The sequence below is a fragment of the Desulfosporosinus sp. genome, from assembly GCF_014237355.1.
In the GTDB taxonomy this organism is placed as follows: domain Bacteria; phylum Bacillota; class Desulfitobacteriia; order Desulfitobacteriales; family Desulfitobacteriaceae; genus Desulfosporosinus.
In genome coordinates, this window is the sequence record NZ_JABZFS010000019.1 from 1 (window position 1) to 26,798 (window position 26,798).

General features: G+C 42.0%; 23 protein-coding genes, 1 tRNA gene and 1 riboswitch. Of the genes, 8 read left to right on the forward strand and 16 right to left on the reverse strand.

Features of this window, described 5'->3' with window-relative positions; translation table 11 throughout:
* From HGJ98_RS04500 to HGJ98_RS04520, 5 genes are all read right to left on the reverse strand, one after another.
* Positions 1-670 (reverse strand): (Fe-S)-binding protein (locus tag HGJ98_RS04500; protein WP_291349864.1); only part of this gene is annotated, 670 nt, incomplete at its 3' end.
* A gap of 82 nt (positions 671-752) precedes the next feature.
* Positions 753-2,933, reverse strand: a complete 2,181-nt coding sequence (gene acsB / locus HGJ98_RS04505; protein WP_291349865.1) for an acetyl-CoA decarbonylase/synthase complex subunit alpha/beta — start codon at positions 2,931-2,933, stop codon at positions 753-755.
* Between the two features lie 16 nt (positions 2,934-2,949).
* Positions 2,950-4,968 (reverse strand): anaerobic carbon-monoxide dehydrogenase catalytic subunit, encoded by a 2,019-nt coding sequence (gene cooS / locus HGJ98_RS04510; RefSeq protein ID WP_291349866.1) that lies wholly within the window; start codon positions 4,966-4,968, stop codon positions 2,950-2,952.
* A 69-nt stretch (positions 4,969-5,037) separates the two neighbouring features.
* Complete coding sequence (locus HGJ98_RS04515; protein ID WP_291349867.1) at positions 5,038-5,802, reverse strand: P-loop NTPase; 765 nt, start codon at positions 5,800-5,802, stop codon at positions 5,038-5,040.
* Positions 5,803-6,218: 416 nt separating this feature from the next.
* Positions 6,219-7,076, reverse strand: coding sequence for a DegV family protein (locus HGJ98_RS04520; protein ID WP_291349868.1), 858 nt, complete (start codon positions 7,074-7,076; stop codon positions 6,219-6,221).
* Positions 7,077-7,406: 330 nt separating this feature from the next.
* Here HGJ98_RS04520 and HGJ98_RS04525 point away from each other — a divergent pair.
* The 7 genes from HGJ98_RS04525 to HGJ98_RS04555 all read left to right on the forward strand — a co-directional run bounded on the left by HGJ98_RS04525 (position 7,407) and on the right by HGJ98_RS04555 (position 13,035).
* Positions 7,407-7,483: transfer RNA gene (locus HGJ98_RS04525), tRNA-Pro, on the forward strand.
* A gap of 215 nt (positions 7,484-7,698) precedes the next feature.
* Positions 7,699-8,280: a GNAT family protein gene (locus HGJ98_RS04530; RefSeq protein ID WP_291349869.1), complete on the forward strand. Its 582-nt coding sequence runs from the start codon at positions 7,699-7,701 to the stop codon at positions 8,278-8,280.
* Between the two features lie 72 nt (positions 8,281-8,352).
* Positions 8,353-8,469, forward strand: a riboswitch (FMN riboswitch).
* A 202-nt stretch (positions 8,470-8,671) separates the two neighbouring features.
* Positions 8,672-9,784 (forward strand): bifunctional diaminohydroxyphosphoribosylaminopyrimidine deaminase/5-amino-6-(5-phosphoribosylamino)uracil reductase RibD, encoded by a 1,113-nt coding sequence (gene ribD, locus HGJ98_RS04535; protein ID WP_291349925.1) that lies wholly within the window; start codon positions 8,672-8,674, stop codon positions 9,782-9,784.
* Positions 9,785-9,832: 48 nt separating this feature from the next.
* Complete coding sequence (locus HGJ98_RS04540) at positions 9,833-10,486, forward strand: riboflavin synthase (protein WP_291349870.1); 654 nt, start codon at positions 9,833-9,835, stop codon at positions 10,484-10,486.
* Between the two features lie 43 nt (positions 10,487-10,529).
* A complete protein-coding gene (locus tag HGJ98_RS04545; RefSeq protein ID WP_291349871.1) occupies positions 10,530-11,732 on the forward strand; it encodes a bifunctional 3,4-dihydroxy-2-butanone-4-phosphate synthase/GTP cyclohydrolase II in 1,203 nt (400 codons plus the stop codon).
* 53 nt (positions 11,733-11,785) lie between these two features.
* Positions 11,786-12,247 carry a 6,7-dimethyl-8-ribityllumazine synthase gene (gene ribE / locus HGJ98_RS04550; protein ID WP_291349872.1) on the forward strand — a complete coding sequence of 154 codons (462 nt, stop codon included), beginning with the start codon at positions 11,786-11,788 and terminating at the stop codon, positions 12,245-12,247.
* 167 nt (positions 12,248-12,414) lie between these two features.
* Positions 12,415-13,035, forward strand: coding sequence for a sigma-70 family RNA polymerase sigma factor (locus HGJ98_RS04555; protein ID WP_291349873.1), 621 nt, complete (start codon positions 12,415-12,417; stop codon positions 13,033-13,035).
* A gap of 83 nt (positions 13,036-13,118) precedes the next feature.
* Here HGJ98_RS04555 and HGJ98_RS04560 read toward each other — a convergent pair whose 3' ends face one another.
* Together HGJ98_RS04560 and HGJ98_RS04565 are read right to left on the reverse strand one after the other, a co-directional pair.
* Positions 13,119-13,316 (reverse strand): spore coat protein, encoded by a 198-nt coding sequence (locus HGJ98_RS04560; protein WP_291349874.1) that lies wholly within the window; start codon positions 13,314-13,316, stop codon positions 13,119-13,121.
* 16 nt (positions 13,317-13,332) lie between these two features.
* Positions 13,333-13,542, reverse strand: a complete 210-nt coding sequence (locus HGJ98_RS04565; RefSeq protein ID WP_291349875.1) for a hypothetical protein — start codon at positions 13,540-13,542, stop codon at positions 13,333-13,335.
* A gap of 220 nt (positions 13,543-13,762) precedes the next feature.
* Here HGJ98_RS04565 and HGJ98_RS04570 point away from each other — a divergent pair, with 220 nt between their 5' ends.
* Entirely contained in the window at positions 13,763-14,260 is a 498-nt protein-coding gene (locus HGJ98_RS04570) for a DivIVA domain-containing protein (protein ID WP_291349876.1), read from the forward strand.
* A gap of 96 nt (positions 14,261-14,356) precedes the next feature.
* On the opposite strand, the gene HGJ98_RS04575 is transcribed toward HGJ98_RS04570, so the two are convergent.
* The 9 genes from HGJ98_RS04575 to HGJ98_RS04615 all read right to left on the reverse strand — a co-directional run bounded on the left by HGJ98_RS04575 (position 14,357) and on the right by HGJ98_RS04615 (position 26,707).
* Positions 14,357-16,120, reverse strand: a complete 1,764-nt coding sequence (locus HGJ98_RS04575; protein WP_291349877.1) for a UbiD family decarboxylase — start codon at positions 16,118-16,120, stop codon at positions 14,357-14,359.
* Positions 16,121-16,141: 21 nt separating this feature from the next.
* On the reverse strand, positions 16,142-16,543 hold the full coding sequence (locus HGJ98_RS04580; protein WP_291349878.1) for a hypothetical protein: 402 nt from the start codon (positions 16,541-16,543) through the stop codon (positions 16,142-16,144).
* Between the two features lie 230 nt (positions 16,544-16,773).
* Positions 16,774-19,383, reverse strand: a complete 2,610-nt coding sequence (gene clpB / locus HGJ98_RS04585; protein ID WP_291349879.1) for an ATP-dependent chaperone ClpB — start codon at positions 19,381-19,383, stop codon at positions 16,774-16,776.
* A gap of 53 nt (positions 19,384-19,436) precedes the next feature.
* The gene (locus HGJ98_RS04590; RefSeq protein WP_291349880.1) at positions 19,437-20,426 is read right to left on the reverse strand and encodes a J domain-containing protein; all 990 of its coding nucleotides are present in this window, start codon (positions 20,424-20,426) and stop codon (positions 19,437-19,439) included.
* Positions 20,427-20,740: 314 nt separating this feature from the next.
* The gene (locus HGJ98_RS04595; RefSeq protein WP_291349881.1) at positions 20,741-21,670 is read right to left on the reverse strand and encodes a diacylglycerol kinase family protein; all 930 of its coding nucleotides are present in this window, start codon (positions 21,668-21,670) and stop codon (positions 20,741-20,743) included.
* 135 nt (positions 21,671-21,805) lie between these two features.
* Entirely contained in the window at positions 21,806-23,545 is a 1,740-nt protein-coding gene (locus HGJ98_RS04600; RefSeq protein ID WP_291349926.1) for a phospho-sugar mutase, read from the reverse strand.
* 230 nt (positions 23,546-23,775) lie between these two features.
* Positions 23,776-24,660 carry a DegV family protein gene (locus HGJ98_RS04605; RefSeq protein WP_291349882.1) on the reverse strand — a complete coding sequence of 295 codons (885 nt, stop codon included), beginning with the start codon at positions 24,658-24,660 and terminating at the stop codon, positions 23,776-23,778.
* 99 nt (positions 24,661-24,759) lie between these two features.
* Positions 24,760-25,341 (reverse strand): flavodoxin family protein, encoded by a 582-nt coding sequence (locus HGJ98_RS04610; RefSeq protein WP_291349883.1) that lies wholly within the window; start codon positions 25,339-25,341, stop codon positions 24,760-24,762.
* A 529-nt stretch (positions 25,342-25,870) separates the two neighbouring features.
* On the reverse strand, positions 25,871-26,707 hold the full coding sequence (locus tag HGJ98_RS04615; protein WP_291349884.1) for an N-acetyltransferase: 837 nt from the start codon (positions 26,705-26,707) through the stop codon (positions 25,871-25,873).
* Between the last annotated feature and the right edge of the window lie 91 nt (positions 26,708-26,798).

Below are 26,798 nucleotides of genomic sequence, written 5' to 3' on the forward strand. Positions count from 1 at the left end.
TATAGCCTAAAGCTTGAGACTTAACTACGAGTTCTTCCAGAGCATCTAATCCCTCTGCTTTAATGATAACAGGAACAGAATTTTCCTTAGCTAGGTTAACCATAGCTTCGTAGTTATCGGCTGTTGCAGATCCAATTAGAGGTTTACGGGATGCTAATGGTGCAAGAGCCCCTTTTATAGCCTCAGGATCATTACTTAGAAGAACTAGCGATTTATCCGTAGCCTCTGCCACAGTAGCGGCAACTTTTGCAAAACGTCCAGCGTCTCCTGATTCTTGAACGATAGCTACACCATCAATAGAATATTGAAGACCGACACGTTCAAATTCTAACCCCTTGATCTCCTGAACTTTAGCATTTAATTCATCATCACTTAGGCTATCAGAGACATAGATAAGCAATGTTGTGGGGTGGTAGAATGTTTTGTCATGACGGAAAAGAACTGTTTCATCGCCGAGTACAGATTCTTTACCAAATTTAATGGCCTTGATCGGGGGGGCTGCAGCAGAATCCAAGTTCTCTCGCGCTGCTTCAGTTACATGTGGACAGGAGTCTAAAGATGCTTTTCCCGAAGCCAATGCCATTGCAAAGGCCAGGCAAGTTGGAACTCCACACTCTCCGCAGTTTTTCTTGGGCATTTGTTTATAGATTTCTAAACCTGTAAGAGCCATTTTAAATCCCCTTTCTAATCGATCTAGAATAAGAGCAGACTGTCAAGGCCCTGGAGTGGGCCCTGGCGTCTGCAGTAATAGTTTACATTAGAGGGTCAAGATTAAAGCATGGATGTCCGTTTTCCTCAAGGAAAGGTAGGATTTCTTCTACAGTGGCTCCGACTGACTCATCAGCAATTTTATCAATAAAGTCTGCGCCTAAGCCTTCGTCAATGGAGCGTTGAACAAAGTCCTCACGTATGAATTCTTTGAGTTCTTTAGGCATCCAAACAATACGAGCAATCCCGCCATCAGCAGGGATGAATTTCTTACTGAGAAGATAGGTTCGTCCAATTCCCATAAAGCCAGGGGTTTGCATTCCACCGCCGCAGGTACCTGCCAGTGAGGAGAATGTCATTCCGCAAGGGGTCATCCCTGAGTGTTCACGAGTCGTCAGCATGAGACCGTTAGCTTCAGGAACGATGGCCATGATTGCCTCAAAGCAACCGCAAGAGGTCATGGGTTTATCCATAAGGGTATAGAGATTTACCTCTTCCAAGGTGTTGTTCGAAGCTTTGTACAAATACTCGTTCGTACTATGCCACATACCTTTATACTCATCGATTGCTGGACCTTTAGGAATTGGCTGGTTTGGACCATTTGGTGCAATCTCATAAGATGCTTTAGCATCTAACCAGCTCACCGCGCCGCATAAGCCAACCCGTTCTGGAGTAACAATACAAACGTGGTTTGGAGCAAAGGACTGACAAAGTAAGCAGGAGTAGAAGTCTTCAACAGATTCGTCTGTTAAGCTCCTCATGCGATCATCGCGAGCTCTATAACGTTCGCGTGCAAGAACAAGGCCTTCCTCCACAGCAGCCTGGTCAAGCATAATTGTTACTTCGACACGGTCGATAATAGCTGGGAATTCCTCTTTTAACTTAGCTATCAACAGCTCTCCAAAGTGTTTCATTAAGAAACCTTTTGCTCTAGCATCCTTAGAAATCCGTACCCACATTAGATCACGTTGGGCCACGTGCCAAACGCCTTCGCCGTAGTTAGCAAAATAATGGATTCGACGTTCAAAAACCCCTTCAAAATCGGCCTGCATTTTTCGTCCGTATATATCGATTTTGAGTCCCAAAGGAAGTTTTGTACCCTCAGGAACAGTATCAATGTCAGGACCTATAACCGTGACCTGACCGTCAACGATATTATCAGGTCCAACCATTTGCACAAGTTCGAAGGCAGTTGTACGACCGCCGCCAAATTCGACGTAGGTATCCCCTTTACGAATCGTCTCGCCCTCAAAGGCTGGTCCGAAGTTAACTGGGATCGGCAACTCGACGTTGGTCAATTTAATTCCACGAACTTCTAAGGCCAATGGAACTATTTTCTCATAATCCGGTTCAGAAATATACCAATCAGGAATTTGCATATCTTCACTTAGAGTTTGATCTGTCAAGACAGGGAAGCCCATGAAGATTGCACCCATAGAAGCAGCTATTTTGACATCATCCAGTTCGCCTAGATTAAGGACGAAAGCCCGAATCCGACGGCGCTGATAATCTCGATGGTTTTCACGTTCTCCAGCTGGAATTCCTCCGAAAGCAAGACCAGCGCGGAAAGCGTAGTTTACAGCATGGATAATTTGAGTAAAGTTACCTAGAGGGAATGCAATGTAGTCCTCACCAATTTTTACGTTCAATTCTAGCAGTTGTTCAATGACCTCATCACATAGGAAGATCATGAAGCCCTTACCCATGAGATTATCAACGATTTTTTTGGCAGCTTGAGAATCTTTGGCCCGTCCAAGAATAACAGCAACCCCGGGAATGGTCCAGTCTACCATCTTAATTCCATGTTTCCGAACAATCGGGTCACCTAAGAATCCAGTCCATGGTTTAGTTTTAGGTTCCTCTCCACGGAGATAATTAAGTGTCTCAATGATCTCTGCAGCGTATAAGACAGATTCACCCCAAAGCCGTGCGTTTTCAAAGGTGAGTTCAGTGCGAATTTGACTACGCATGCGATTCAAAATAGGAACTAATTCCCCAAGTTTTGTTACTTTTTCACCGGATAGACAGGTGATGACAGGAAGGTGATAAGCAGTATCGGGATAACCGATCTCTTGTTCCGTACCAAAATCTTTGACTGCACGATTCAACAAGATTTCTGCATATGTCATTGCAATAGTAGTACCATCGTACGCTCTACGTAAAAGTGCTTTTGGTTGATTGCTAGGATCCTTAATGGCGTCTGCGTAAATTTCCTCCATAGACATAAACATTCCTCCTTTCTTACCAACCTTGGGCTAATGCTGTATCATTTTTCTCCGCTGTTTGCTTGTGAATACCCAATTTCCAAGATCTATACTCTAAGGCATTTAAGAGTTTTGTTGCACCAATGACAGGATCTACTTCTAAAATAAAATTACCACCGAATACGTCATGGGCAATTTGAGTCGTAATACCATAGACAAGGTCGCTTCCTTCAACAGGAGGCATCGAACCTACATGAACAGGTACTCCCATAGTGACGCAGTAAGAACCGATCGCAACAGCTTTTTCATGCATAGCTTCTGGGGCAGAAACTACGAACGGAACTTTAGGTGTATCTACTCCAAGCTCATTAGCCATAGCTACTAGTATTTCGATACCACGGGTGTAATCTACACAAGATCCAACATGGAAGACTAAAGGTAGGCGTGTTGACAATTGCGGATTAGCCTCTTCCAGGGTTTTAAAGAATGATTTAAGTCCTTCACCAGCATAAGCATCAACCGCTAAGGGCGACATAAAACCAAATTTAGCATACGCACCCGCGGAACAGCCCCCGGTGATAACAAGGACATCATTTTTAACGAGCTCTTTTAAAATTGTAATATGGGACTCATCTTGAAAACGTTTGAGGTTGTTACATCCAATGATGAAAGCAACTCCTTTGAGTTGTCCGCTCTGGATAGCATCAGTTAGTACAGATATTGGACGCTCTGGGTTGATTTTCGCAAATATATCTGTCAACACTTCACGACTGAAGCCAGCGACAAGCTGGTGTTTTTCAGAAGGAATGGCAATTTTTTTAGGATCTCGTTTACCATAAGCTTCAATAGCTATTCGAATTAGCTTCTTAGCATCGTCCATAGCAGTAGCCGTATCAAACGCAATGTGTTGAGCACCAGGTACCTTCATAATAAACTCTGTGGTTATAACCTTGGTATGAAAACACTCCGCAAGGGTTTGTACAGCAGGATAGATACATTGGATATCAACGACCATTGCATCTAAGGCTCCTGTTAAGATGGCCATTTCCTGAGAAGCAGAAGATGTTGCCAGGTAAACCCCTTCGCGCATGAGCAACTCATTACCGGTACAACAAATACCAACAATGTTAACACCTTCAGCTCCAGCTTTCTTGGCATCCTCTTTCATAGCACGGGCTGCAGCAACAACCATTTCACTTAAAACCGGGTTGTGTCCGTGAACCGCAATATTGACCATTTTGGGGTTAATGACTCCTAAATTAGCCTCTGAAACGATGGGCTCAGGAATTCCGAACAATACATCACTCATAGTGGAGCCCATATATGATCCGCCTAAGTCGCTTAGCGAGGCTTTAAGTCCTCCAAAGATAATATTAACAGGATCAGCGTCAACTCCCATGGCGGTTTGAGCAATAAGTTCAGTGACAGTGCCATCAATGGCTCTTGGCATAATATTTGTATGCTTGAATTTATTACGTCGACCTGCTGTGATTAAAGAGTCTAAGAAAGCAAGTGGACGATCTTGATAGCGACCAAAATCCGCATATCCAATTTCCACTACATCTTTAAGAATTTCCTTGTCTTCTCGATTTAGTGTTTCTACCCCTAATTTTCCAGCAATTTCATGAAGTTTTGCTGGTGACTTAATATCATAATCCGAGGCATGTCCTTCGACCAAGGCATGAGCAGTGTGCAAAATATGGCGTGCATGCTCAGAGTGAGAAGCAGCTCCTCCAGCAATCATTCGAACAACATTTCGAGAAACAATGGTATAGGCCGTTGCTCCGCAGATACCTCTACTGCCAGGACCATCTTCTTTTTTTACCCGACAAGGCCCAGCGAGACAAATACGGCAGCATATCCCTTTATATCCAAAGGCACACTGAGGTTGTTGAGCAACTACCCTATCGTAGACCGTTTCAATTTGTTTATCCTTAATCATTTCCAACATTTGCAGGGCACCGGGGTCAGTTGTGCGAATGGGATTCTTAGGATCAACGACTCGTGGTGCGTCGGATGGTCGGGCGGTATGGGTTAAATCCCGATATCTAGGCATATTACACCCTCCTCTTTATTAAGATCTTGTCTCATACAAATACTCACATCTCTACTACGAAAACCTCTGTCATCTCCCTTCATCAACAATTCTTTGATAAATTGTATTGAGCTCAACTCCCAGAGACCCACCAGGTAATTGAACACTACCTGTATTTAAGGACATTTCCAACAGCTCATCACTGTAAGGGATTATGCCAATAAGCTGTTCTGTAGGAAAGTGGTCTCTAAGAAATTTTTCATCTTTAGAATTACGAACTTTATTACCAACGACAACAATACGAGGAATTCCTAATTCTGCAGCTAGCTTTTGAATAACATTTACAGTTTGTACGCTTACTTTTGACGGTTCAGTGACAATGACCAGAACATCAACACCTAATGCTGTTCCCCTAGTAAGTTGTTCAATTCCCGCACCCATATCTAAAATAACCGTATCGGTTTCTCCGAGGATGAGTGAATTAACTAAGGCTTGGAGAAAGCTGTTTTCCTTACAATAGCAAGAGGTCCCTCCTCCTTTTATGTTACCCATACGAAAAAACCTGAGAGCTCCCAGTGGGATACTGTAGTCATCCAATATATCGTCAACATTAGGATTAAGGGGATAGTAGGTTCCACTCCCTCCCATACGCTCTTCAATTAATTGCTTCATGTCAACAATTGGCTTAAGATTCGCGAGAACATCCTCAGAAATTCCCAGGACTGTCCCTAAACTAGCATCCGGGTCAGCATCCACTGCCAAAACCGTTATATCTCTCTTTGAGAGCCACTGGGCAAAATTTGCGGCAAACGTAGTTTTACCGACACCACCTTTGCCAGAAATTGCTATTTTCAACGAACCTCCACCCCTTCTCCCGGTTTAAATATTGACTTATATCATAATCTTGCGAATTTATTAATTATATATTCTTTTTTTCTTCGCTAAATCCTTCAAACTTTCTGAATATATTTTTTATTTTTATTCTATTATTTTGAAATTATAAGATTAAAGATACTTATAACCAAAATAATAAAGATATTTAATTTTCAGTATATTTTGAATTTACACTCCTTTCACAATTGTTGTAAAGTCGTGCTATATTATTATTCCTATTCGCTATTAAAGACAATTAACACTATTCTTAGATTTGGGTTTATAACCTAAATCTTTTATTATTAAATATAGCTTTCAATTCCTGCTTAAACATGTTTAGTTTTTCTAATGACAATATTAACTATTCTAATCAGACATTAACGTATTATCACCGAAATTTAGGGTATAGGCCACGGATGAAATGTGAGACCAAAAGCCCCTGCTCCAACATGAGTTGCAATCACTGGCCCCGCTTCAAATAGACGAATTTCATGCTCCGGAAAACGAACCTGAAGTTCATTTAGTAATACTAAACCCTCTTGAGGTATATTGACGTGCATAATACAAATTCTATAATGCTTTCCCGTTGATAAAGCTCTAAGCAACTCGTCAAGTACACGTTGCCAAGCCCTTGATCGTGAACGCACTTTGTCAAACACGTCAATTTGACCCTCTTTATTAAAATAAAGGATCGGTTTGATTTGTAGTAAGGTTCCTACTAAAGCAGACGCACCACCTATTCGTCCACCTTTTCTAAGGTTATCTAGGGTGTCCACTATAAAATAGAGTTCAGTCTGTTGAACAAGAATTTGTAAATCCCTCATAATTTCTAATGCATTATGACCTTGATGTGCCCATTCGGCTGCAGCCCAGGCCAAAACACCAAGCCCTAGAGCAGATGATCTCGAATCAAAGATATGGATATTGGGACGAGAGGCTAGGTCTCTAGCCATTTGAGCTGAATGTAATGTTCCACTGATTGCTGCTGATAAATGGATACTTACAATATCCTCAACACCTTCTGAAAAAAGAGATTCATAAATTTCTAGAAAGCTGCCCACAGAAGGTTGAGAGGTTGTCGAAAGGCCAGAAATGTGACTTAATTTCTCAAAATAGATCTGATTAGTTAATTCCGTCTCAGCAAAGGTCTCGTTCCCGATATTAACGTTAAGGGGTATAACACGAATTTGAAATTGTTCTAGGATATCCTTCGGTAAATATCCTGTAGAGTCCATAACAATCCCTATTTTTCTCAATTCTCTTCTCTCCCTCATATTCTGACGCATTGGAAACATATGTATATTTCTTGTATAAAGTATATCTCAAAATAAAATCTCTAGCAATCTAAAGGGTAATTAACAACCTACATATCTCATTATTCCAACTGCTAAATTTCGGGATTGTTTATCTAGATTTACAACATCTAAGTTTATTCTATAATAACATCTAGAAATTTACAATGAATAACCATTCATTTTTTGATCTTTTATCAAACTTTGTACTTAGTCCCCGAATAATCTGAGATTATAAGAAGATGTTGACAGGTTAACAGCGATTTGTTAATATGATAGTCGTTCTTAAATATACGGGGCGTGGCGCAGTTTGGTAGCGTGCTTGGTTCGGGACCAAGAGGCCGTGGGTTCGAATCCCGTCGCCCCGACCACTTCGAGGTTATGTAAGTCTCTAATATGTGTCTATCTAATACCGCTTGTTTTTTATAGTGGCTTAGATAGGCACCTTTTCTTGTGCTTTTTTCATTCTGTAAAACAAGTTATCATTTCTAATTCTTTTTTCATACTATAAAAGTGGTCTTAAACAACAAATAGTGATAAAATCAAGGCAATATAAGAATAATAATTTCATAAGGAGTTCTTCCTAATGCTAAAAGGTCAAAAAACAGCGATTCGTCCTGTTGAAGAGGATGATATTGACGAATTATATGAATGGTACAATGACCCCGATGTTAATCTTTGGTCCAGCGGGGCTTGGCCGTTAAATAGTTTACTCAGCAAAGATCAGATTGCTGTTAAATTTCTTGATGGATCGCCGGATATTTACCGTTATTCTATTCTAGATGAAAACAATCAGCTTATAGGCACTATCGGTTTTAAAGAAGTCAATATACCTGCTCGATCAGCGACTATTTATGTGATTATTGGGAAAAAATCTTATTGGGGAAAAGGTTATGGAACTGATGCTATAATAGTATTTGCACGCTTCCTTTTTACACAATGGAATCTGCACCGCATTTCATTAGATACTTGGGATGAAAACACTCGAGCGATTAAAGCCTATGAAAAAGTCGGGTTCAAGATTGAAGGCCGCCAAAGGGAAGCTCGTTATGTATTAGGGAACTATCATGATGCCATTCTTATGGGTTTATTGCGTGATGAGTTCTTGGCTCTACATGGGATTTGCTTCCAAGCGGCGAAGGATCAGGAGCAAAAAAACCTGATCTAAATCAGGAATATTGTTAATATGGTTGATAAAATCTGTAGCCTGGAGTAAACTATAAACAATTCAATAATCGTAATACTCCTCTGGGGTTGGGTGTAATTCCCTACCGGCGGTAAAGCCCGCGAGCCTTTATTGGCAGATCTGGTGAAATTCCAGGGCCGACAGTTAAAGTCTGGATGAGAAGAGGAACAGCCTATTTATTGTGTTCGCATGCTTATTTTCGCTTTGTTAAAGTGAAACTATGGCTGGGTCGCGCATGAAGGCTTGGCGATAGCTAAGTTTTCTATAAGCTGTGTCTTTATAACTCGACACCCAGAGTAAATAGGGTGTTTTTTTATTTCTATTATTTTCGGTTATTGGGAGACACTAAATAATGAATAGAAAGGAAACCTTCATGTACAAATCAAGTCCTTCAAATCAAATCGATGAGAAATTTATGAGAAGTGCGCTTGAGTTGGCGGCCAAGGCATTAGGCAGAACTAGTCCAAATCCTCTGGTGGGGTGTGTTATCGTCAAAGACAACGCCGTAGTCGGAGAAGGGTATCATCATAAAGCAGGAACTCCTCACGCAGAAGTTCATGCCCTTGCTGACGCAGGAGATCTAGCACGTGGTGCTACGGCTTATGTAACCTTAGAGCCATGTTCGCATTTTGGCCGAACTCCTCCCTGTGCAGATGCTCTAATCCGTGCCGAAATAAAACGGGTTGTCGTTGCTATGAAGGATCCTAATCCATTGGTCGCAGGTCGCGGTTTAGATCGATTACGAGATGCTGGAATTCAAGTTGACCTAGGCGTGCTGGAACAAGAAGCTTTACGCCTTAATGAAAACTTTATAAAAGCAATTACCACTGGCTTGCCTTTCATCCTTTATAAAACTGCCATGACCCTAGACGGAAAAATTGCCACTGAAACAGGTGACTCGCGTTGGGTAAGCAATGAGGCCTCACGTTATTATGTACATCAACTTCGAGATGCCTATGATGTAATTCTCGTAGGGAGTGAAACCGTTCTTCAGGATAATCCCGCACTTACCTGCCGTCATCCCGGTGGTAGAGACCCTGTTCGACTGGTTGTAGACGGTACACTACGCATAGACGAGAAGGCTCAGATCCTTTCGTCCTCTGAACTCAGTCCTTGCATTATAGCAACCACATTGGCTGCATCTCCCGAGAAGGTTAAACGACTGCAGAGTTTAAAACAAGTTGAAGTCTGGCAATACAATACCGACCGTTACGTCCCCCTTGAAAACCTGTTGCGTGATCTAGTAGGCCGTGGCTGGAATAGTGTTTTGTTAGAAGGCGGTGGCAGCCTGGCAGGTACACTCCTTCAAGAACAGTATGTAGACAAAGTAGAGTTTTTTATTGCACCTAAACTTGTTGGCGGAAACGGCCCTTCTCCCCTTTCAGGTTTGCATATCAAACTCATGTCTGAGGCTATAACTCTGGATGATCTCAGCTTTGATACGGATACTGGCGACCTTCATTTAACAGGATATATTTCAAAATAGATGAATGCAATCTTAGGCTAGTACCAAGATGCCTTAGGGAGGAGATCTATGTTTACTGGAATTATAGAAGAATTAGGCACGGTTCGTGCCCTTCGAATCTTGCCAGAATCAGGGCACCTTACACTCGAGGGAAAAAAGGTCCTTAATGGAACCCAAATCGGTGATAGCATTGCTGTTAACGGGGTTTGCTTGACTGTAATTCGGCTAAGTGACCGTGAATTCACAGTTGATGTCATGGCTGAAACATTAGCAAAAACCAACCTTGCTGAGCTTAAGGCTGGAAGCCGCGTTAACCTTGAGCGAGCGTTACAGCTTCAAACTAGGTTAGGCGGACACTTGGTCAGCGGTCATGTCGATGGGGTTGGCAGTATCCGCCGAATTGTCCCTTGGGGTATTGCACAAGTCTATGAAATCAATGCGCCTGCGGCTCTTCTTTCCTATATGTTGCCAAAGGGTTCAATTGCTATCGACGGAATATCCCTAACCATCATTGATGTTGAAACTGACTATTTTACAGTTTCTTTAATACCCCATACATTTAAGGAAACGACACTTGGCTTAAAGGGTATCGGGGCTAGTGTCAACCTAGAAACAGATCTTATTGGAAAATACGTTGCTCGCTTTATGGGTCTAAAGACGACATCTGATAAAAGTAAACAAGATCTCTCTCTCGGCTTTTTAGCTGAACATGGATTTGTTTAAGTCGATTAGTCTAATCAATTAATTTATACGAGGAGTGAAAGACATGCCATTTAACACTGTAGAAGAAGCTTTGGAAGATATTCGACAAGGTAAAATGATCGTCATGGTAGATGATGAGGACCGTGAGAATGAAGGAGATCTGGTGATGGCTGCCGAAATGGCAACTCCAGAGGCCATTAATTTCATGGCTACTTATGGTCGAGGATTAATCTGCGTTCCCATGACTAGGGAGCGAATCCATGCCCTAGAACTACAACAAATGGTCAATAACAATACTGATCCTCATGGAACAGCCTTCACCGTGAGTGTTGATGCGGTTACGAGTACTACGGGAATTTCAGCTTTTGAACGGGCACAAACGGTTAAAGTTTTGATGGATCCTCAAAGCAAACCATCCGATTTACAACGTCCAGGACATATCTTCCCTCTTCAAGCTCGAGACGGTGGAGTGCTGGTTCGTGCTGGTCACACGGAAGGTTCTGTCGATTTGGCTCGTCTTGCAGGTTTGCAGCCCGCAGGCCTTATTTGTGAGATCATGAACGAAGATGGAACCATGGCCAGAGTTCCTGATTTACAGATTTTTGTGGAAAAACACAATCTAAAACTAATCACTCTTAAAGATCTGATTAGCTATCGTCGTCAATCTGAGAAACTTATCGAAAGAGTAGAAAGTATCCAACTCCCTACTGGTTTCGGAGACTTTAGAGCTGTTGGTTATCTCAGCGTTCTCGATCAAAAAGAACATGTAGCATTGGTTAAAGGGTCAGTCGATGATGGGGAACCTGTGCTAGTTCGTGTTCACTCGGAGTGTCTGACGGGAGATGTTTTCCATTCACGACGGTGTGATTGCGGTGACCAACTTAGTGCCGCCATGGAAGAAATTGAACGAGAAGGACGCGGAGTGTTACTTTATATGCGTCAAGAAGGCCGTGGAATTGGTTTGTTAAATAAACTAAGAGCCTATAAACTTCAAGAAGAAGGAAAAGACACCGTTGAAGCTAATCTTGCGTTAGGTTTTCCGGAAGACTTACGTGACTATGGTGTTGGTGCTCAGATCTTAGCGGACCTCGGAATTTCTAAAGTACGTTTAATGACCAATAATCCTCGAAAAATCGTAGGTTTAGAAGGCTACGGCTTAAAGGTTGTAGAAAGAGTTCCCGTAGAAATCGGATGCAAGCCTGAGAATACCAAATACCTTTGCACTAAAAAACAAAAGATGGGCCACTATTTAACAGGCATTCAGTGATCTTAATAAGCTTATGTTATTCGGTATTCGAAAGAAAGAAAGGATGATAAAATATGAAGACGTATGAAGGTAATTTAGTTGCACAAGGGCTAAAGGTTGGAATTATAGCTGCTCGTTTTAATGAGTTCATTACAAGCAAACTAGTGAGCGGTGCTGTTGATGCGTTACACAGACATGGGGTTCTTGAAAATGATATTGAATTAGCCTGGGTTCCAGGAGCCTTTGAAATCCCCTTAGTAGCTCAAAAAATGGCCCTTTCTAAACGCTATGATGCTGTCATATGCCTCGGAGCTGTTATACGTGGTGCCACGCCTCATTTTGACTTAGTAAGTAATGAGGTAAGTAAGGGAATTGCTCAAGTTGGCTTACAAACCGGAGTGCCTGTGATTTTTGGTGTTATAGCAACTGATAGTATTGAGCAAGCCATCGAACGAGCAGGTACAAAGGCAGGTAACAAAGGCTTTGACGCAGCTATGACTGCCATTGAAACCGCAAATTTGCTTAAATCCTTCTAAACGTGGGCTATTACTCCGCAGGGATTTACGATTTTCCCCTGAATCCTTATTAATACGCTTATTGGAAAATTAAGGTTGTTTGTCCACTAAATACTCCTTGTCAAAGAGCATTATCTTTATTAAACTCAAATAGGGTTTGCCTATTATTTGACAAGGAGTTGAGTGCTATGACTTCGAACATTAGAGACCTAGACAAGGAAACTATCATGCTAGAAGCAGCGCGCTCAGGTGATAATGATGCTTTAAATGAGATTATCCAATATTATGAGCCTGAAGTCCGAATGATTGCGTCTAAATATTTTCTACCTAGGGCTGACTATGATGACCTGATGCAAGAAGGGCGAATTGCGATTTATCGGGCCATAATATCCTATGATGATCATTCAGGAATCCCGTTCCTACATTTTCTAAGAATGGTGATTAAACGCAAACTCATTGATAGTCTGCGCAAGTATACTCGCCAAAAGCACCTGAATCTAAATGAGGCTTATTCTCTCAATAATGTTATTTCTGATTCGGAGGAAACCAGTTTTTTAGAATTAATACCTAATGCCGAAGACCCAGCATCACGGGTGGTGGCTAATGATGAAGTCCATTCAATAATACAAGACTTGAGTAAACAGATGTCAAATCTCGAACGCTTGGTGTTCGAACACTATTTCATTCAAGGTTTCAAACAACGCGAAGTGTCAGAGCACTTAGGACTTCACCCCAAGTCATTAGATAATGCTATTCAGCGGATTCGTCATAAAACGTCACTCTATCGGTCTCAACAAGCAGCAGTGTAGGGGCAAAATTCATAATTGCCCCTACACTATCAAAATAAAGAACCGGGAACTTGGTTGTTCCCGGTTCTTTATTTACGCTTTAATTAGGCAATGCCGCCGCTTTGACTAATCAATTTACTGACTTTACTATGCGCATTAGTTGCTTCGTTAGCTAAGCGTAAGTATATATCTCTTAAATTAGCGTGATGAGCACGAGTGGCTAGAGTCATGTATCCTGTTGCAGCCGCCGCTGCATCTTTTTCATAATCGTAAAGCATATCTAAATCTGTAAATTGAGTCATTTTATAAACCTCCTTTCTATTGAAGCTCTACCATACCCTTTTTAAAATATCCTAGGACGTCTTCTAACCCTTTTGCTTGCTCTTTAAAAAATCCCTTAACAGCGGGGTCTTTCGCCATTTCAGTATACATCTGACACTTTTTCATAGCGGTTTCATTTTCAATGACACTTCTGGTTAACATTCCTTGGTCAAGGACTTTTTTTGTTTCCATATCATTCAGTTGCATCTAGATCCCTCCTTTAAAAAAATAATTTACATAACAGTCTCAGGATGTGTAAAAAAACCATAAATTATTCTTGATTTTATGAAATCGATAAAAGTATATCAATTAGTTATTTAGCTAGACAGGTAGGATCTCTATGAGTTAAACTTGAAAGTAAGCTATGGCCTAAGATAAATAGTAATATACAATGCATAATAAGAGGTTGCGAAATGGGGTAGAAAAAATGGAGACACCAGACTTCAAGCGAGGTTTTCGTGGATATGATTCAGATGCAGTTGACCAAGCTTGGGCAGAAAATGAACGTCAATTATCCGAAGCAAATGCTGCCAACAAAGAACTCCGCTTACAGATCAATAGCTTAAGGGAACAAAACCAGGAATGGGAAAATCGGCTCAAGTATTATGAGCAAATCGAAAAAGACCTCAGGGATGCCCTTGTAAGTGCCCAAAGGATCGCTAACCAGGTTAAAGACGATGCCTCAAAACAAGCCGAAGAACTTATGCAATCTGCACGTATAGAAAGTGAAACAATCCTAAGTGAAGCAGCACGACTCTCAGAGTTAAAGGAACAAGAAGCAGATTCCCTACTTATTGAAAAACGAATGGAAATTGTTCAACTTGAAGAGCAGATACAAGCATTAGCAGAGCAAAAATCAGAACTCCAGATTCTTGTTGAGCAAGCAATGCATTATTTAGATATGATAAAGGACTTAATAAAGTGAGACTATAGTTTATAAAACATTAAAAGGCAAGTGTCTTGATCTATATGGTCAAAACACCTGCCTTTTAAAAATTTTGTCCTCCATACTTAGTGACGTTTAATTTAGTCCATACTCTTTCCAGCGCCGATTGACAAGGGTTATCGTCGCTTCATCAGGAATCACTTCACCTGGATATCCTGGTTTCATCCGAGCATCAATTAAAATAGGACCATGATATACCAAACGATGGTTAAGCAGCTCTGTGGAGGCATAGATATCATGGGCAGGATCAAAGCGAGTAAAGACTTGCCAGAGAAAACCAGCGGGTTCTAGTGCAAGGTTTAAATCATCCACTAAAATCACCAAAGGCCAATCCCGGAACGGTTCCTTTTGGAGATGCTGCAACAGGTCATTGGCAAGTTCAGGAGAGTTAGAAAATGAAGGAGCCTCAATCAGTAGGCAACCTGCACAAAAGGGTTTAATCTCAAAGACTCCGGGTAAAGTTCCTACAGGGGCCTCACGAGGCAAGTCCCTGATAGGAGAGCCCAAGCCAAGCATGATGGCTTTACTTCCGTGATTTAAACGTCTGCCTGTATAATCTAGAGTATCAATCGATGTTTCGTTTAAGATTAAAAGATCCGATTTTGGTTCAAAGCGAGCCAATACCGTTTCGAGCAGGTTTCTAAAATCTTGTAAGTCAAGCCGAACGTCCGTAATGATCAAAAACTTGGTCAAGGTAAGCTGCCCTTCTCCTAGGATTCGAAAAGCATGGGCCAAGGCTTCACGGTGATAGCTTTCCCGTACTATGGCAGCTGCTAAAGCATGAAAACCAGTTTCAGCATACGTCCAAAGCGCTTTAACTCCCGGCATAACCACAGGGAACATTGGGGACAACAACGATTGCAAGTATTCTCCTATATAGTAGTCTTCTTGGCGCGGTTTTCCAACCACCGTGGCCGGATATATAGCATCTCTTCGGTGGTAAACAGTATGTACATTGAAAATCGGGAAATCATGGGTTAGAGAGTAATAACCATAGTGATCACCAAAAGGGCCTTCCGGCTTCCGGACATGAGCCGGCACAGTTCCACATATAGCAAACTCAGCTTCGGCAATCAAAGCATGGGAATGGTTAGGCACCCTAACTTGGTTCAGCTTTTCCCCCATTAAAAAAGAGGTGAAAATTAGCTCAGGTAGCATTTCAGGAAGAGGAGCTATGGCCGAAAGTATCAGTGCCGGTGGGCCTCCTAAAAAAAGAGTTGTGGGGAGATCCTGCCCTAAGCGTTCAGCTTCATGATAGTGGAACCCTCCTCCTTTATGAATCTGCCAGTGGATACCCGTTTGAGATGCTCCATAAATTTGAATACGATACATACCTAAATTGTGGTCTCTCGTCACCGGATGTTCTGTATAGACTAAGGGTAACGTGACAAATGGACCTCCATCTTCAGGCCAACTCGTCAGCACTGGAAGTCTTGTCAAATCCACTTGGCTTTCTCGTATCTCAAGGACTGGAGCATGCTTAGGATTAACAGTTCGCAGCCCGCTCTTAGCTAGAGAAAGCATCCAATCCTTTTCCTGCCAAAGGACCGAAGGTTTTGGTGGCAGCAGCCTATCCAATGCGGCTACTGCTCGTTGTACTGTAACCTCAGGCTTTGGTCCAACAGCAAGGTCTACACGTCCACGTGTTCCAAATAGATTTGTAACCACTGGAAACGCGCTTCCTTTAACACGTTTAAAGAGCAGAGCTGGCCCCTCTTCCTCGATGACACGACGATGGATTTCTGCCAATTCAAGGTTCGGGTCAACCTCGGCCTCTATAACCACAATCTGCTTTTCTCGTTGTAGAGTTTCAATGAAATTTCGTAAATTTGCGTGCACAGTGTCACCTCATAACAAATATTACCCCTGCTTCAGGGCAGCTAAGGCAGCTTGAGTTAGTTTCTCACAGTGTCCAATGATTTGGCTCAGTTCCTCAGGACAAAGGTTGTCCGAGTGAATTCCGGCAGTCACCACAACAGTGTATTGGAGTTCACGCGCCAAGGATGCGGCAACCCTCTTTGCAACTTCCACATCTTTGTGGCCGGGCACCGGTGTGATATATACATCTGCACTCCATCCTTCCCCTCGTAGGCTCGGACGCGGAAGAGCCAGGACGACTCCACCGACATGGGGTTTTTCCCCACCGATCAGAAGTGCATTTAGACCATCCCCAGTATCTTGGAGGATTAATGAAATCTGACAACGTCCTTCCCCTTCTTGTCCTTGCCAAATGGGGAAGTTAATCGGTATTGTATGGGGCACATAATTCTCCTCACTTTACTTTTCAACTTAGCTAACTACATTATACAATTAGTCTTCAAAAGAAGCCAAGTTTTCGAGGAGATCCTTTGAGCCTTTCGATTTCTGTTAGTGTTTCGTAATAAAAAGAAAAGGGCCGGGGCTTAACTGTTTGTTATGCTCCCCGACTCTCTTAGGTTTTTCTAATCTCTCAAGTCAACTAATTGGGATAAAACGTTAAAGGGCCAATCCTTTTAGAGAATCACTGACTCTTTCCTGGTAGAAAACCCATAATTACCCGTTTGATCAACGTCAACAAGAATCTCCTGTCCAGCTTTAAAATCTCCTTGCAATAGTTTGAGGGCTAAAGGATTCTGCAGTCGCTGTTGAATGACTCGTTTGAGCGGTCTGGCTCCGTAGATGGGGTCATACCCTTCATTCGTCAGTTGTTCTTTCGCCTTTTCTGTCAATTCTAGCGTCAGCTTACTTTCACTCAAACGTTTACGTAACTGTCCTAACTGAATTTCAACGATTCGTCCGATATGCTCTCGTCCTAGAGGATGGAAGACAATCGTTTCATCAAGACGGTTCAGAAATTCTGGTCGAAAATAATGGCGTAGTTCCTCATTGATCGAGGCTCGTACTTCTTGCTTGGAGGCGTTGCGTTGAGTCAGATCCTGAATCGTCGGACTCGCAATGTTGCTGGTTAGAATGACTACCGTATTTTTAAAGTTTACTATGCGACCCTGACCATCCGTTAACCTTCCATCATCAAGCAATTGCAGCAAAACATTAGAAACATCACTATGGGCCTTCTCTACTTCGTCAAAGAGAATGACACTATAGGGTTTACGCCGAACAGCTTCAGTGAGCTGTCCTCCCTCTTCATAACCTACGTAACCGGGAGGGGCTCCAATCAAACGTGACACCGTATGCTTTTCCATATATTCGGACATATCAATCCTGACCATAGCCTGTTCGTCATCAAAGAGAAACTCTGCTAATGCCCTTGTAAGCTCAGTTTTCCCGACACCCGTAGGACCTAAGAACAGGAAGGATCCCAAGGGGCGGTTTGGGTCTTGAAGCCCAGCTCGTGCTCTTCGTACAGCATCAGCAACAGCTTTAACAGCTTCCTCTTGACCGATGACCCTTTGATGAATTCGCTCTTCCATGTGAACAAGCTTTTGCATTTCACTTTCCATAAGTTTGGAAACTGGAACATGAGTCCAGGTTGCTACAATCTCAGCGATATCTTGTTCTAAGACTTCTTGCTTTAATAGGCTATTCTGCTTGACTTGCAGTTTTTCTTCCGTCGCTTTTAGTTCTTTTTCTAAACCTGGGATAATGCCGTATTGAAGTTCTGCAGCCTTATTATAATCTAATTGCTGTTGAGCTTGCTCCATCAACGTACGGGAACGATCAACTTCTTCTTTAAGTTGTTGAATCCGAACCAATATTTCGCGTTCCCCTTGCAACTGTGCCTCCATTCCAGACCGTTCTTCCTTAAGATTTCCTAACTCTTCCTCAATTTTTGCTAAGCGTTCTTTACTAGCATCATCCTTTTCCTTTTTCAAGGCTTCTCGTTCAATCTCAAGTTGCAGTATTCGACGTTTAATTTGATCCAACTCATAAGGATCACTTGTAATCTCCATTCGCATGCGCGCTCCAGCTTCATCGATTAAATCAATTGCCTTATCCGGAAGGAAACGATCACTAATATATCGATCTGAAAGTACAGCAGCAGCAATAATTGCCCCATCGGTTATTCTGACTCCATGGTGAGTTTCGTAACGTTCTTTAAGACCACGCAAAATGGAAATTGTATCTTCTACCGTAGGCGCTTCCACCATAATAGGTTGGAAACGACGTTCGAGAGCAGCATCTTTCTCGATATGCTTGCGATACTCTGCGAGAGTTGTCGCCCCAAGCATACTAAGCTCTCCTCGAGCAAGCATCGGCTTAAGCATATTACTGGCATCCATCGCCCCTTCTGCAGCTCCGGCCCCAACAACTGTATGCAGCTCGTCAATAAATAAAATTACATCATCGCGGTCTTGGATTTCTTTAAGAACAGCTTTTAAGCGTTCTTCAAACTCTCCACGGTACTTAGCTCCCGCAATTAAGGTTCCTAAATCGAGAGCAATCACTTGTTTATCTTTAATTGCCTCCGGAACGTCTCCCCTGACAATCCGCTGAGCTAATCCTTCAACTATGGCTGTTTTACCAACCCCTGGTTCACCAATCAGGACGGGATTATTTTTAGTTCTCCTGGATAGAGTTTGAATCACTCTGCGGATTTCCTCGTCACGACCAATCACTGGATCAAGCTTTCCGCGCCGTGCCTGTTGGACTAAGTTAAGTCCATACTGCTCAAGGGCAGCATAGGTACCTTCAGGATTAGGACTAGTGACTCGTTGGGTGCCTCTCACCTCACGTAAAGCTTGAAGCAATTTTTCCCGAGTTAACCCAACTTGCTTTAGGGTTTGTTCAGCAGCCCCTCCAGCCTTACTTAAAATCCCAAGCAGTAAATGCTCAGTACTGACGTACTCATCTCCAAAGGGCGCCATCTCATCATGAGCGGCTACTAAGACCGTCCTTAAGCGGGGAGAGATACTCAATTGCACATTTCCTCCGCTAATGCGGGGGAAACGGTTTATTTCTTGACGAATTGTTTGAATGAGCGCTCCAACTGCTATTCCTATTTTAGTCAGTACTTGAGGAACGACGCCATCTCCTTGCTCTAAAAGGGAGAGCAAAAGATGTTCGGGTTCAACCATACTGTTACCGTTGCGTTCCGCCATTGTTTGAGCACTTGCAATCGCTTCCTGAGATTTCTGGGTAAAACGGTTAGTATCAAAAGACATAATCTTTCACTCCTTTTCAAGCTTGTTATCAATTAGCTACATTTTTACCTACATTACACTGTAATTCCTCGTTTATCCGCCAGATCACGAAGGGCAGTGAGCTCTTGCTCGCTCATGTTTTCTGGTAGAACAATTGAAACAACGACCAAGAGATCCCCGTGTTGCGAGGGCTTTTCTAAACTTGGCATCCCTTTTCCTTTTAAGCGAAATTTTTTCCCACTTTGGGTTTGTGGTGGTATTTTGAGCAGCACCTCACCGCTAAGAGTCCGAACACTAACCTCTCCACCTATTAAGGCACGGTAGAAGTCAATGGGAATCTCTGCTCTCAAATCATCTCCCTCACGAACAAAATAAGAATGAGGGCTAACAGTTATGATTAAATAGAGATTCCCCGCTAATCCACCATTAATCCCAGGACCCCCTTGCCCTGAAAGTCGTACCTTGGAACCTGTCCTAACCCCTTTCGGGATCTTGGCCTCGATTTGTTTTTCCCCAGTTCGAATTACTCTGGTCGTTCCGGTATAAGATTCTTCAAGAGTCACTTGAACTTCAACTTCAACGTTCTGACCTTGACGGGGGCGCGCTACATTAGGACCTCCACCGAACCCGCGGCTCTGTCCTCCCATTCCTCCAAAAAGAGTTGAGAAAAAGTCTGAGTATCCTTCCCCTCCAAAGTTAAACCCACCTGTCCTCCCAGCGCCGCCAAACATTTCTGCAAAATCTTCAGGAGACATGGTATAAGTATGCCCTCCGCCTCCACCAGGATTAGACTGCCATCGATCCCAATTATAATCTCCGCGCCCTCCACGAGCTTTCCATTGTTGATAATCTTGTCGTAATTCATCATACTTACGGCGTTTTTCCGGATCACTAATAGCTTGGTATGCTTCAGTTGCCTCTTTAAATTTTTCTTCAGCGGCTTTATCACCGGGATTAACATCCGGATGATATTTTTTGGCTAGTTTCTGGTAAGCTTTCTTTATGGTTTTTTCGTCGGCATCAGGTGAAACACCTAGGCTGACGTAATAATCTTTAAAATCCATGCTTATCACCCCATCAGCATTATTTTTTTTGGTTTAATAACCTTTATCGATTATTATCTTGCTATTATTTTTATAGTTATACTAGAGTATTTTTCCTTGTTATCAAAATTATAGTCCTTTTTAAATCAAAGGTCAATATTGGTCAGGGATTATTTTGACCAATATTGACCTTTGATTAATTTTGTTTTGTTATGAAAATCCTGTTTCTCCCAGTATGTAAGGTCGCTTGAGGCTTATAACTGAAATCAGGGATAGATAGTCATAGAACACCTATGACTATCTATCCCTGATTTAATGCAAATTCCTGGGTTTCCCTATCCCCACAAACGCAAGATACTAGGATTAAGTTTAAATTGGATGGGTCCTTGACCCGGTTGTTCTCCATCAATATCAAGTAGAATCTTTTCAGCTGAAGTGATAACAACAGAACGACCACGCTGTACACTAACCCCAGGAATTTTAAGATGAGTGCCTCGATAGATCTTTGGAATATGCCGTAAGATGGTCCAAGTTGAAAAGTTGCCCAAGACAACCACATCAAAGAATCCATCATTAATCTCGGCATGGGGAGCGATCATCATGCCTCCACCAATATACCGACCGTTGGCAACCATAATGCTGTTGAGCCTGCCATTGCAGCTAAGTTTTCCGTCAATTTCACAACTCATAACTTTATTGCGATAGCGAAGAATACTTAGGATTGATCCGATAAGAAAGGATAGTTTACCTCCTAGAAACTTACTTTGCCGATTAACCCGTGCGACTGTCTCCCCACCTAAACCAACGTCTGCGACATTAAGAAAATAACGATGAAGCTTCAGGCCATTATCATCATAGAACTGGACTTCTCCCACGTCAACCTTCTGTATGCGACCTTGTTTCAGGACGTTAACAAACCCCTCAATTCCTTTGGAGATTTGTAATGTGCGAATAAAGTCGCATCCCGTACCATGTGAAAAAACGGCAAGTTCAGCCTGTGGATTAATAAGTTGACCCTCTAAGAAGAAGCCATTAACCACTTCGTTCATTGTCCCATCTCCACCGGCAGAGATGATATGAGTACATCCGTTCAATAGAGCTTTTTGTGTAATCAGAATTGCATCTCCAGGCCTGGACGTGTATTCAAAGTCAATATTAAAGCCTTCATCTCTAAGTCGTTTCAGATACAGCGGCCATCGTTTTCGGGTGCTGCCATTAGCAGAGTGCGGATTAACAACGGCGAACCAATCGTCCCTAATTTGCATTTGAGAAACTCTCCCTTTTCGGCAGACACATTTAGGAAATCACTGCACCAAGCAACTGGAAAAAGCCAAGGAGCTAAGGCACACTTACATCTACCTATCTCGGGATTATTCGACGAATAGAACAAAAATCCTTCACTAGACAGACCTAATTTGGGTGATACGATGCATAAGCTCTTCCTTTAGTTTACGAAGACGATCCGTCGCATCTGCTAGAGTATCCGCTTTAACTGAAAAGTAAAATTTAATTTTAGGTTCCGTCCCAGAAGGTCGTACCATGACAAATCCTCCCGCTGTGAAAGAATACCTTAAAACATTCGAACGAGGAAGTTTAAGAGGATAGGTCTGACCTGTGCTTAAATCTTTACTAAGTCGATGCTCATAGTCATCAAATCTCTTAATAGGCATTCCAGACAGTTCGAGAATCTCCTCTTGACGAAATGAATTCATAATTAAGGCCATTTCCTCTTTGCCACGTTTACCTTCAAGAGCAAGAGACTCCTGATCCTCAAGGAAATAACCAAATTGTTGATAGATACTTTCAAGAACATCAAAGAAACTGCGACCCTCAACTTGTTGGTAATAAAGGGCAGCTTCAGCTAACAAGACTGAAGCAATCACTGCATCTTTATCTCGCACAAAATCCCCGGCTAGGTATCCGTAACTTTCTTCGAAACCAAATTGAAACGTCCCCCAACCAGCCTCTTCCATTTCTCGTTCTTTTTCAGCAATGAATTTAAACCCTGTCAGCACGTTCTCAACGTGTACATTGAAATATCGGGCAACATCATCTGCCAAATCCGTTGAGGCAACCGTCTTAATAATTGTTGAATTTTCCGGAAGTGTTCCTAAGGCCTTTTTCTGAGACAAGATATAGTAGGTTAATAATACCCCAATCTGATTACCTGTAAGCTGTATATAGTCACCTTGAGGCGTACGTAAAGCTACTCCTAAACGATCAGCATCTGGATCTGTTGCTAAGAGCAGATCGGCGTTCATCTCGTATCCGTATTTTCTCGCCAGTTCAAAGGTTGCCGGGATTTCCGGATTAGGATAAGGAACGGTCGTGAAGTCTGGATCAGGAAGCTCTTGTTCGAGTACGACGTTGACAGAACTAAAACCGAGTTCAGATAACGCCCTTCGGACCAGTACATTCCCTGCCCCATGCAGAGGAGTATAGACGATTTTAAGTTCCTTCCCCTTTTCGGCATCGAGATCCGGGTGTAAGGCTAGTTCCTGGACACGAGCAAGATATGGTTGATCGATTTCTTCACCAATGATTTGAAGAAGACCGCAGCTCTTAGCTTCTTCTAACGGCATAGGTTCGATTCCTAACCAGCTTTCCCTAGCATTAATGCGGGCCAGAATTTGATCGGCTTTTACAGGAGGAACTTGTCCGCCGTCATCCCAATACACCTTGTACCCGTTATAGGTTTTAGGATTATGACTTGCCGTCACAACAATCCCTGCTAAAGCATGCAAATGGCGAACCGCAAACGAAAGTTCCGGCGTCGGTCGAAGGGCATCAAAGAGGTAGACTTTAATGTTATTCTTTGCCAGAACCAAGGCTGCTTCGAGGGCAAATTCCGGTGAGTACCTGCGTGAGTCGTAAGCAATTACAACCCCGCGTTGCTTGCCTTCTTCCCCATGATCACAAACACATTCTGCCAACCCCTGGGTTACCTTTCGAATAACATATTTATTTATGCGATTTGTGCCAGCAGCAATAATTCCTCTTAATCCGCCCGTGCCGAATTCCAAATCAGTATAAAAACGGTCCTCAATTTCTTGTGGATCGGTGATTTGACTTAGTTCTTGCCGAATTTCTTCCTCAAAATAGGGGTTTTCTGACCACAAGCGATAGCGATCTTCGATGATGCTCAAACCAGCATACCTCCTTAATATCGTCAATGTTTTAGTAGACTATTGGATAATCTTCCCTTTTAGAGTGAGTATAGCATATTCCGCTTAAATTAAACAAGAGAACTAGTTCTGTAATAGCTGAACAAGAAGGCTTAATTAGAGAGACAGGTAATCTGTCCCCTTGTTTCGAGAGAAACAAGGGGACAGGTTACTTGTTTTGATCATGCCAAAGAAATAAGCTCAGTCTAAGACTGAGCTGTAATAACTGGAGATATAATAACACCAACAAGTCCCGGACCTGTATGAACCCCCATAACTGGGCTAATCTGATTAAATAATAATTCCTTAATATTGGGAAGTTCTTTGGCCTTTTGCCAGAGTTTACGAGCTTCCTGTTCTGCTCCACCATGAACAATAGCTACATTGAACAGGCCATTCCCAGTACCTTCGGTAAGTATATCAAACAATTTTTTTAGGGATTGATCTCTCCCCCGGACTTTTGCATGAGTTATGTATTTTCCTTCGGAATTAATAGAAATGATGGGTTTTATATTAAGCAGCTCACCAACAGTACCCGAAACATATCCGATACGTCCACCCCGTTTAAGATATTCTAAGGTTGATAAGACAAAATAGAGTTTAGTTTGCTGAGAAACGGTCTTAGCCACCTTGATCGCAGCTTGAAAATCCATCGATTTGCGAAGTTCACGAGCCGCCTCCAAAACAGGAAAACCGAGACCCATGGAAAGTGCTTTTGAATCCAACACTTCAATCTTCATGTCTTTATATTCATTGGCTACCTGACAAACTGTTTCATAAGTTCCGCTTAAGCCGCTTGAGATGTGCATAGAGATAACATGTGTATAGTTGTCGTCTCTAAGTCGATTTAATAAATTAGATACTTCCGCAGGCGAAGGTAATGATGTCGTAGGAACTTCAATATCCATATTGTCATAAACTTCATTAGGTTGGATATTAACTCCATCAAGATACTCTCGATCCTTGTACACCACATGCAAAGGCAGAATCTCAATTCCAAACTCCTTAGTCATCTTAGAATCAAGATCACTTGTACTGTCAGTTACAATCGCAATTTTAGGCAAGTTCATAGGATTAGAGGTTTGTTGCATGAGACACGGTTCCTTTCCATCATTTACTATAATACTGTCAATTAGTATACCATAATAGGCAAGGATTCGACTAGCAAGATTTTTTGAACTAGTTTGAAATTAGGGAATTAAGAGAGCTTGGGCAGCCTCACGAACTTCAATAAATGATGACTGAGATTTTTCAATATCTCCTGCCTTATCTACATTACTATAAAGGCAGGATTGAGCATACTTAATGTCTAACATATGAAAAAATGTCTTGACAGAACGTTCCGCGCAATCAAATAAATTCGGTAGTTGTGTGCCCGCTGTTGAAATAAAAATACCACTTCGTTCCGGCCCGGATGGCCTGACAAGTGTTTGATTTAGAAGGTATTTACGCGCCCAGAAGGTTTGCATACGATCGATCATTATTTTCGTTTGGGCATTTACACCCATAAAATAGATTGGTGCAGCAAGAATTAAGCGGTCAACATTCGTTAGTTTTTCTTGAAGCTTTGGGATATCATCCTTAATGACACAAACTCCTTCAGCTGAGCAAGCACCACATCCTAGGCAGGGATTCATTCTCAGGTCTGAAAGAAAAACCAATTCAGTCCTGTGTCCTTCAGTCTGAGCAATTTTCATTCCTTCTAATAGTAATCTCGTTGTGTTACCATTGCGCCGCGGACTGCATGCAATTCCCAGTACTGATAATGCCATTTAAACCCCTCCATAAAATTAAATTATCCGTACGTTTACCCATCTATTCTTGTTTTTTCTTCATCTACATTTCTTTAGTCTTAACATAAATACCTTTATTGTTGTCAAGTATAAAAGCGAGGTTCTTAAAAATAAGAATCTCGCTTTTATACTTGGCTATTTCCGAATGGGTTTAAGTTGCTTAGGTTACACTTTAGGATTAGAATCCGGGTCAAAATACCGCTCCCTTTCTGTAACTACTTATCCTTACATTATGAACTTGCCTTTTCAGTTTGAGTTGACTTAATGGATTCGAGACCGATTGATTCTAAAATCGCATTAATCATAATTTTTTCTTTTTGTTTCATAAAATCTCCTTTCAAAGTTTCTCGGTTAACTTATTAAGTATATACCTTTCTTTCTAAAAATACAAGTTTTTTCAAAAAATATAAATTGTCTACATTCTTGCCCGATAGAAATTACCAAAAAGCGACCCTCTTTTCACGTCAATTCATCCGGACTATACTAACTTATGTTTATAGAATGGCAGTTATGACAGTTCCGCACACATTTCGATTTGCTTTAAACTGGGGTTAATACCATAGTCTTTAAGATAGTTAGAAATGAAATCATTCGGTTGATTGATAAGTGACAATGATTCGCCTGACCATTGAAGTATCGTGGGGAGTACCTCTTCTGCTCCCGCTGAATCAGCACTCCAGATATCCAGTAACGGACCCCTTAGGTCTCTGGCGAATAAGGCACCCGCTGTTCCTGTTGAGCTTATGAACGCCAAAATGTTATTATGACGTCTCAAATATCCTTCTCTGCGTTGCCAGGCTGGATTAAAACAAGCAAGGCTTCGGCAATTAAAGTATTGCTCTAGGGGTATAATTCCAACGGAATGAACCTTACCTGCTCTCCTCTCTAGATCTATTTTGGGTTGATTACGATAGACATTAAGCTGTCGTACACACGTAAAACCAACAGCTTGATATACTAATCGTGCAGGATTTTGTTCAAGGACCTCTAAATAAACTCGTTTTAGATGGATAGAACCCGCCAAATTTAGTTGAGAACGCATTAGGACGCTAAAAAGACCGTTTCTTCGGTAATTAGGATCTATACATGCTCCAGCAATCCAGCCATCACTGCCATCTATTGATAACAAAGCAAAGCCAACAACTTGATGATTGATTAGTACAGCAATCGAATGTGATAAAGAGACGTGACTTAAATCAAGCCACACTTTCATAAGTTCATGTGAATAGGACATATCGTAGTAGTACCCGCGCCAGCATCTATTCCACACTTCTGTGATCTTTTCTAAGTTAATATGTTCAAATGTTTGGAAATGAACATCCCTCATATCTATTTCCATTTTCATCCCACAATTCTTCATCATTAAAGTTGATCTTTCGAAATCTTTCTATATAATATGTCTAATGTCCTGCACCTTCAATAGCTGACAGAAAATA

What these genes read in the sequence shown, in the direction of transcription:
- acsB (WP_291349865.1), bottom strand. Translation starts at nt 2,933, where the DNA reads ATGTCTATGGAGGAAATTTACGCAGACGCCATTAAGGATCCTAGCAAT.
- cooS (WP_291349866.1), bottom strand. Translation starts at nt 4,968, where the DNA reads ATGCCTAGATATCGGGATTTAACCCATACCGCCCGACCATCCGACGCA.
- HGJ98_RS04530 (WP_291349869.1), top strand. Translation starts at nt 7,699, where the DNA reads ATGCTAAAAGGTCAAAAAACAGCGATTCGTCCTGTTGAAGAGGATGAT.
- ribD (WP_291349925.1), top strand. Translation starts at nt 8,672, where the DNA reads ATGTACAAATCAAGTCCTTCAAATCAAATCGATGAGAAATTTATGAGA.
- HGJ98_RS04540 (WP_291349870.1), top strand. Translation starts at nt 9,833, where the DNA reads ATGTTTACTGGAATTATAGAAGAATTAGGCACGGTTCGTGCCCTTCGA.
- HGJ98_RS04545 (WP_291349871.1), top strand. Translation starts at nt 10,530, where the DNA reads ATGCCATTTAACACTGTAGAAGAAGCTTTGGAAGATATTCGACAAGGT.
- ribE (WP_291349872.1), top strand. Translation starts at nt 11,786, where the DNA reads ATGAAGACGTATGAAGGTAATTTAGTTGCACAAGGGCTAAAGGTTGGA.
- HGJ98_RS04555 (WP_291349873.1), top strand. Translation starts at nt 12,415, where the DNA reads ATGACTTCGAACATTAGAGACCTAGACAAGGAAACTATCATGCTAGAA.
- HGJ98_RS04560 (WP_291349874.1), bottom strand. Translation starts at nt 13,316, where the DNA reads ATGACTCAATTTACAGATTTAGATATGCTTTACGATTATGAAAAAGAT.
- HGJ98_RS04565 (WP_291349875.1), bottom strand. Translation starts at nt 13,542, where the DNA reads ATGCAACTGAATGATATGGAAACAAAAAAAGTCCTTGACCAAGGAATG.
- HGJ98_RS04570 (WP_291349876.1), top strand. Translation starts at nt 13,763, where the DNA reads ATGGAGACACCAGACTTCAAGCGAGGTTTTCGTGGATATGATTCAGAT.
- clpB (WP_291349879.1), bottom strand. Translation starts at nt 19,383, where the DNA reads ATGTCTTTTGATACTAACCGTTTTACCCAGAAATCTCAGGAAGCGATT.
- HGJ98_RS04590 (WP_291349880.1), bottom strand. Translation starts at nt 20,426, where the DNA reads ATGGATTTTAAAGATTATTACGTCAGCCTAGGTGTTTCACCTGATGCC.
- HGJ98_RS04595 (WP_291349881.1), bottom strand. Translation starts at nt 21,670, where the DNA reads ATGCAAATTAGGGACGATTGGTTCGCCGTTGTTAATCCGCACTCTGCT.
- HGJ98_RS04605 (WP_291349882.1), bottom strand. Translation starts at nt 24,660, where the DNA reads ATGCAACAAACCTCTAATCCTATGAACTTGCCTAAAATTGCGATTGTA.
- HGJ98_RS04610 (WP_291349883.1), bottom strand. Translation starts at nt 25,341, where the DNA reads ATGGCATTATCAGTACTGGGAATTGCATGCAGTCCGCGGCGCAATGGT.
- HGJ98_RS04615 (WP_291349884.1), bottom strand. Translation starts at nt 26,707, where the DNA reads ATGAAAATGGAAATAGATATGAGGGATGTTCATTTCCAAACATTTGAA.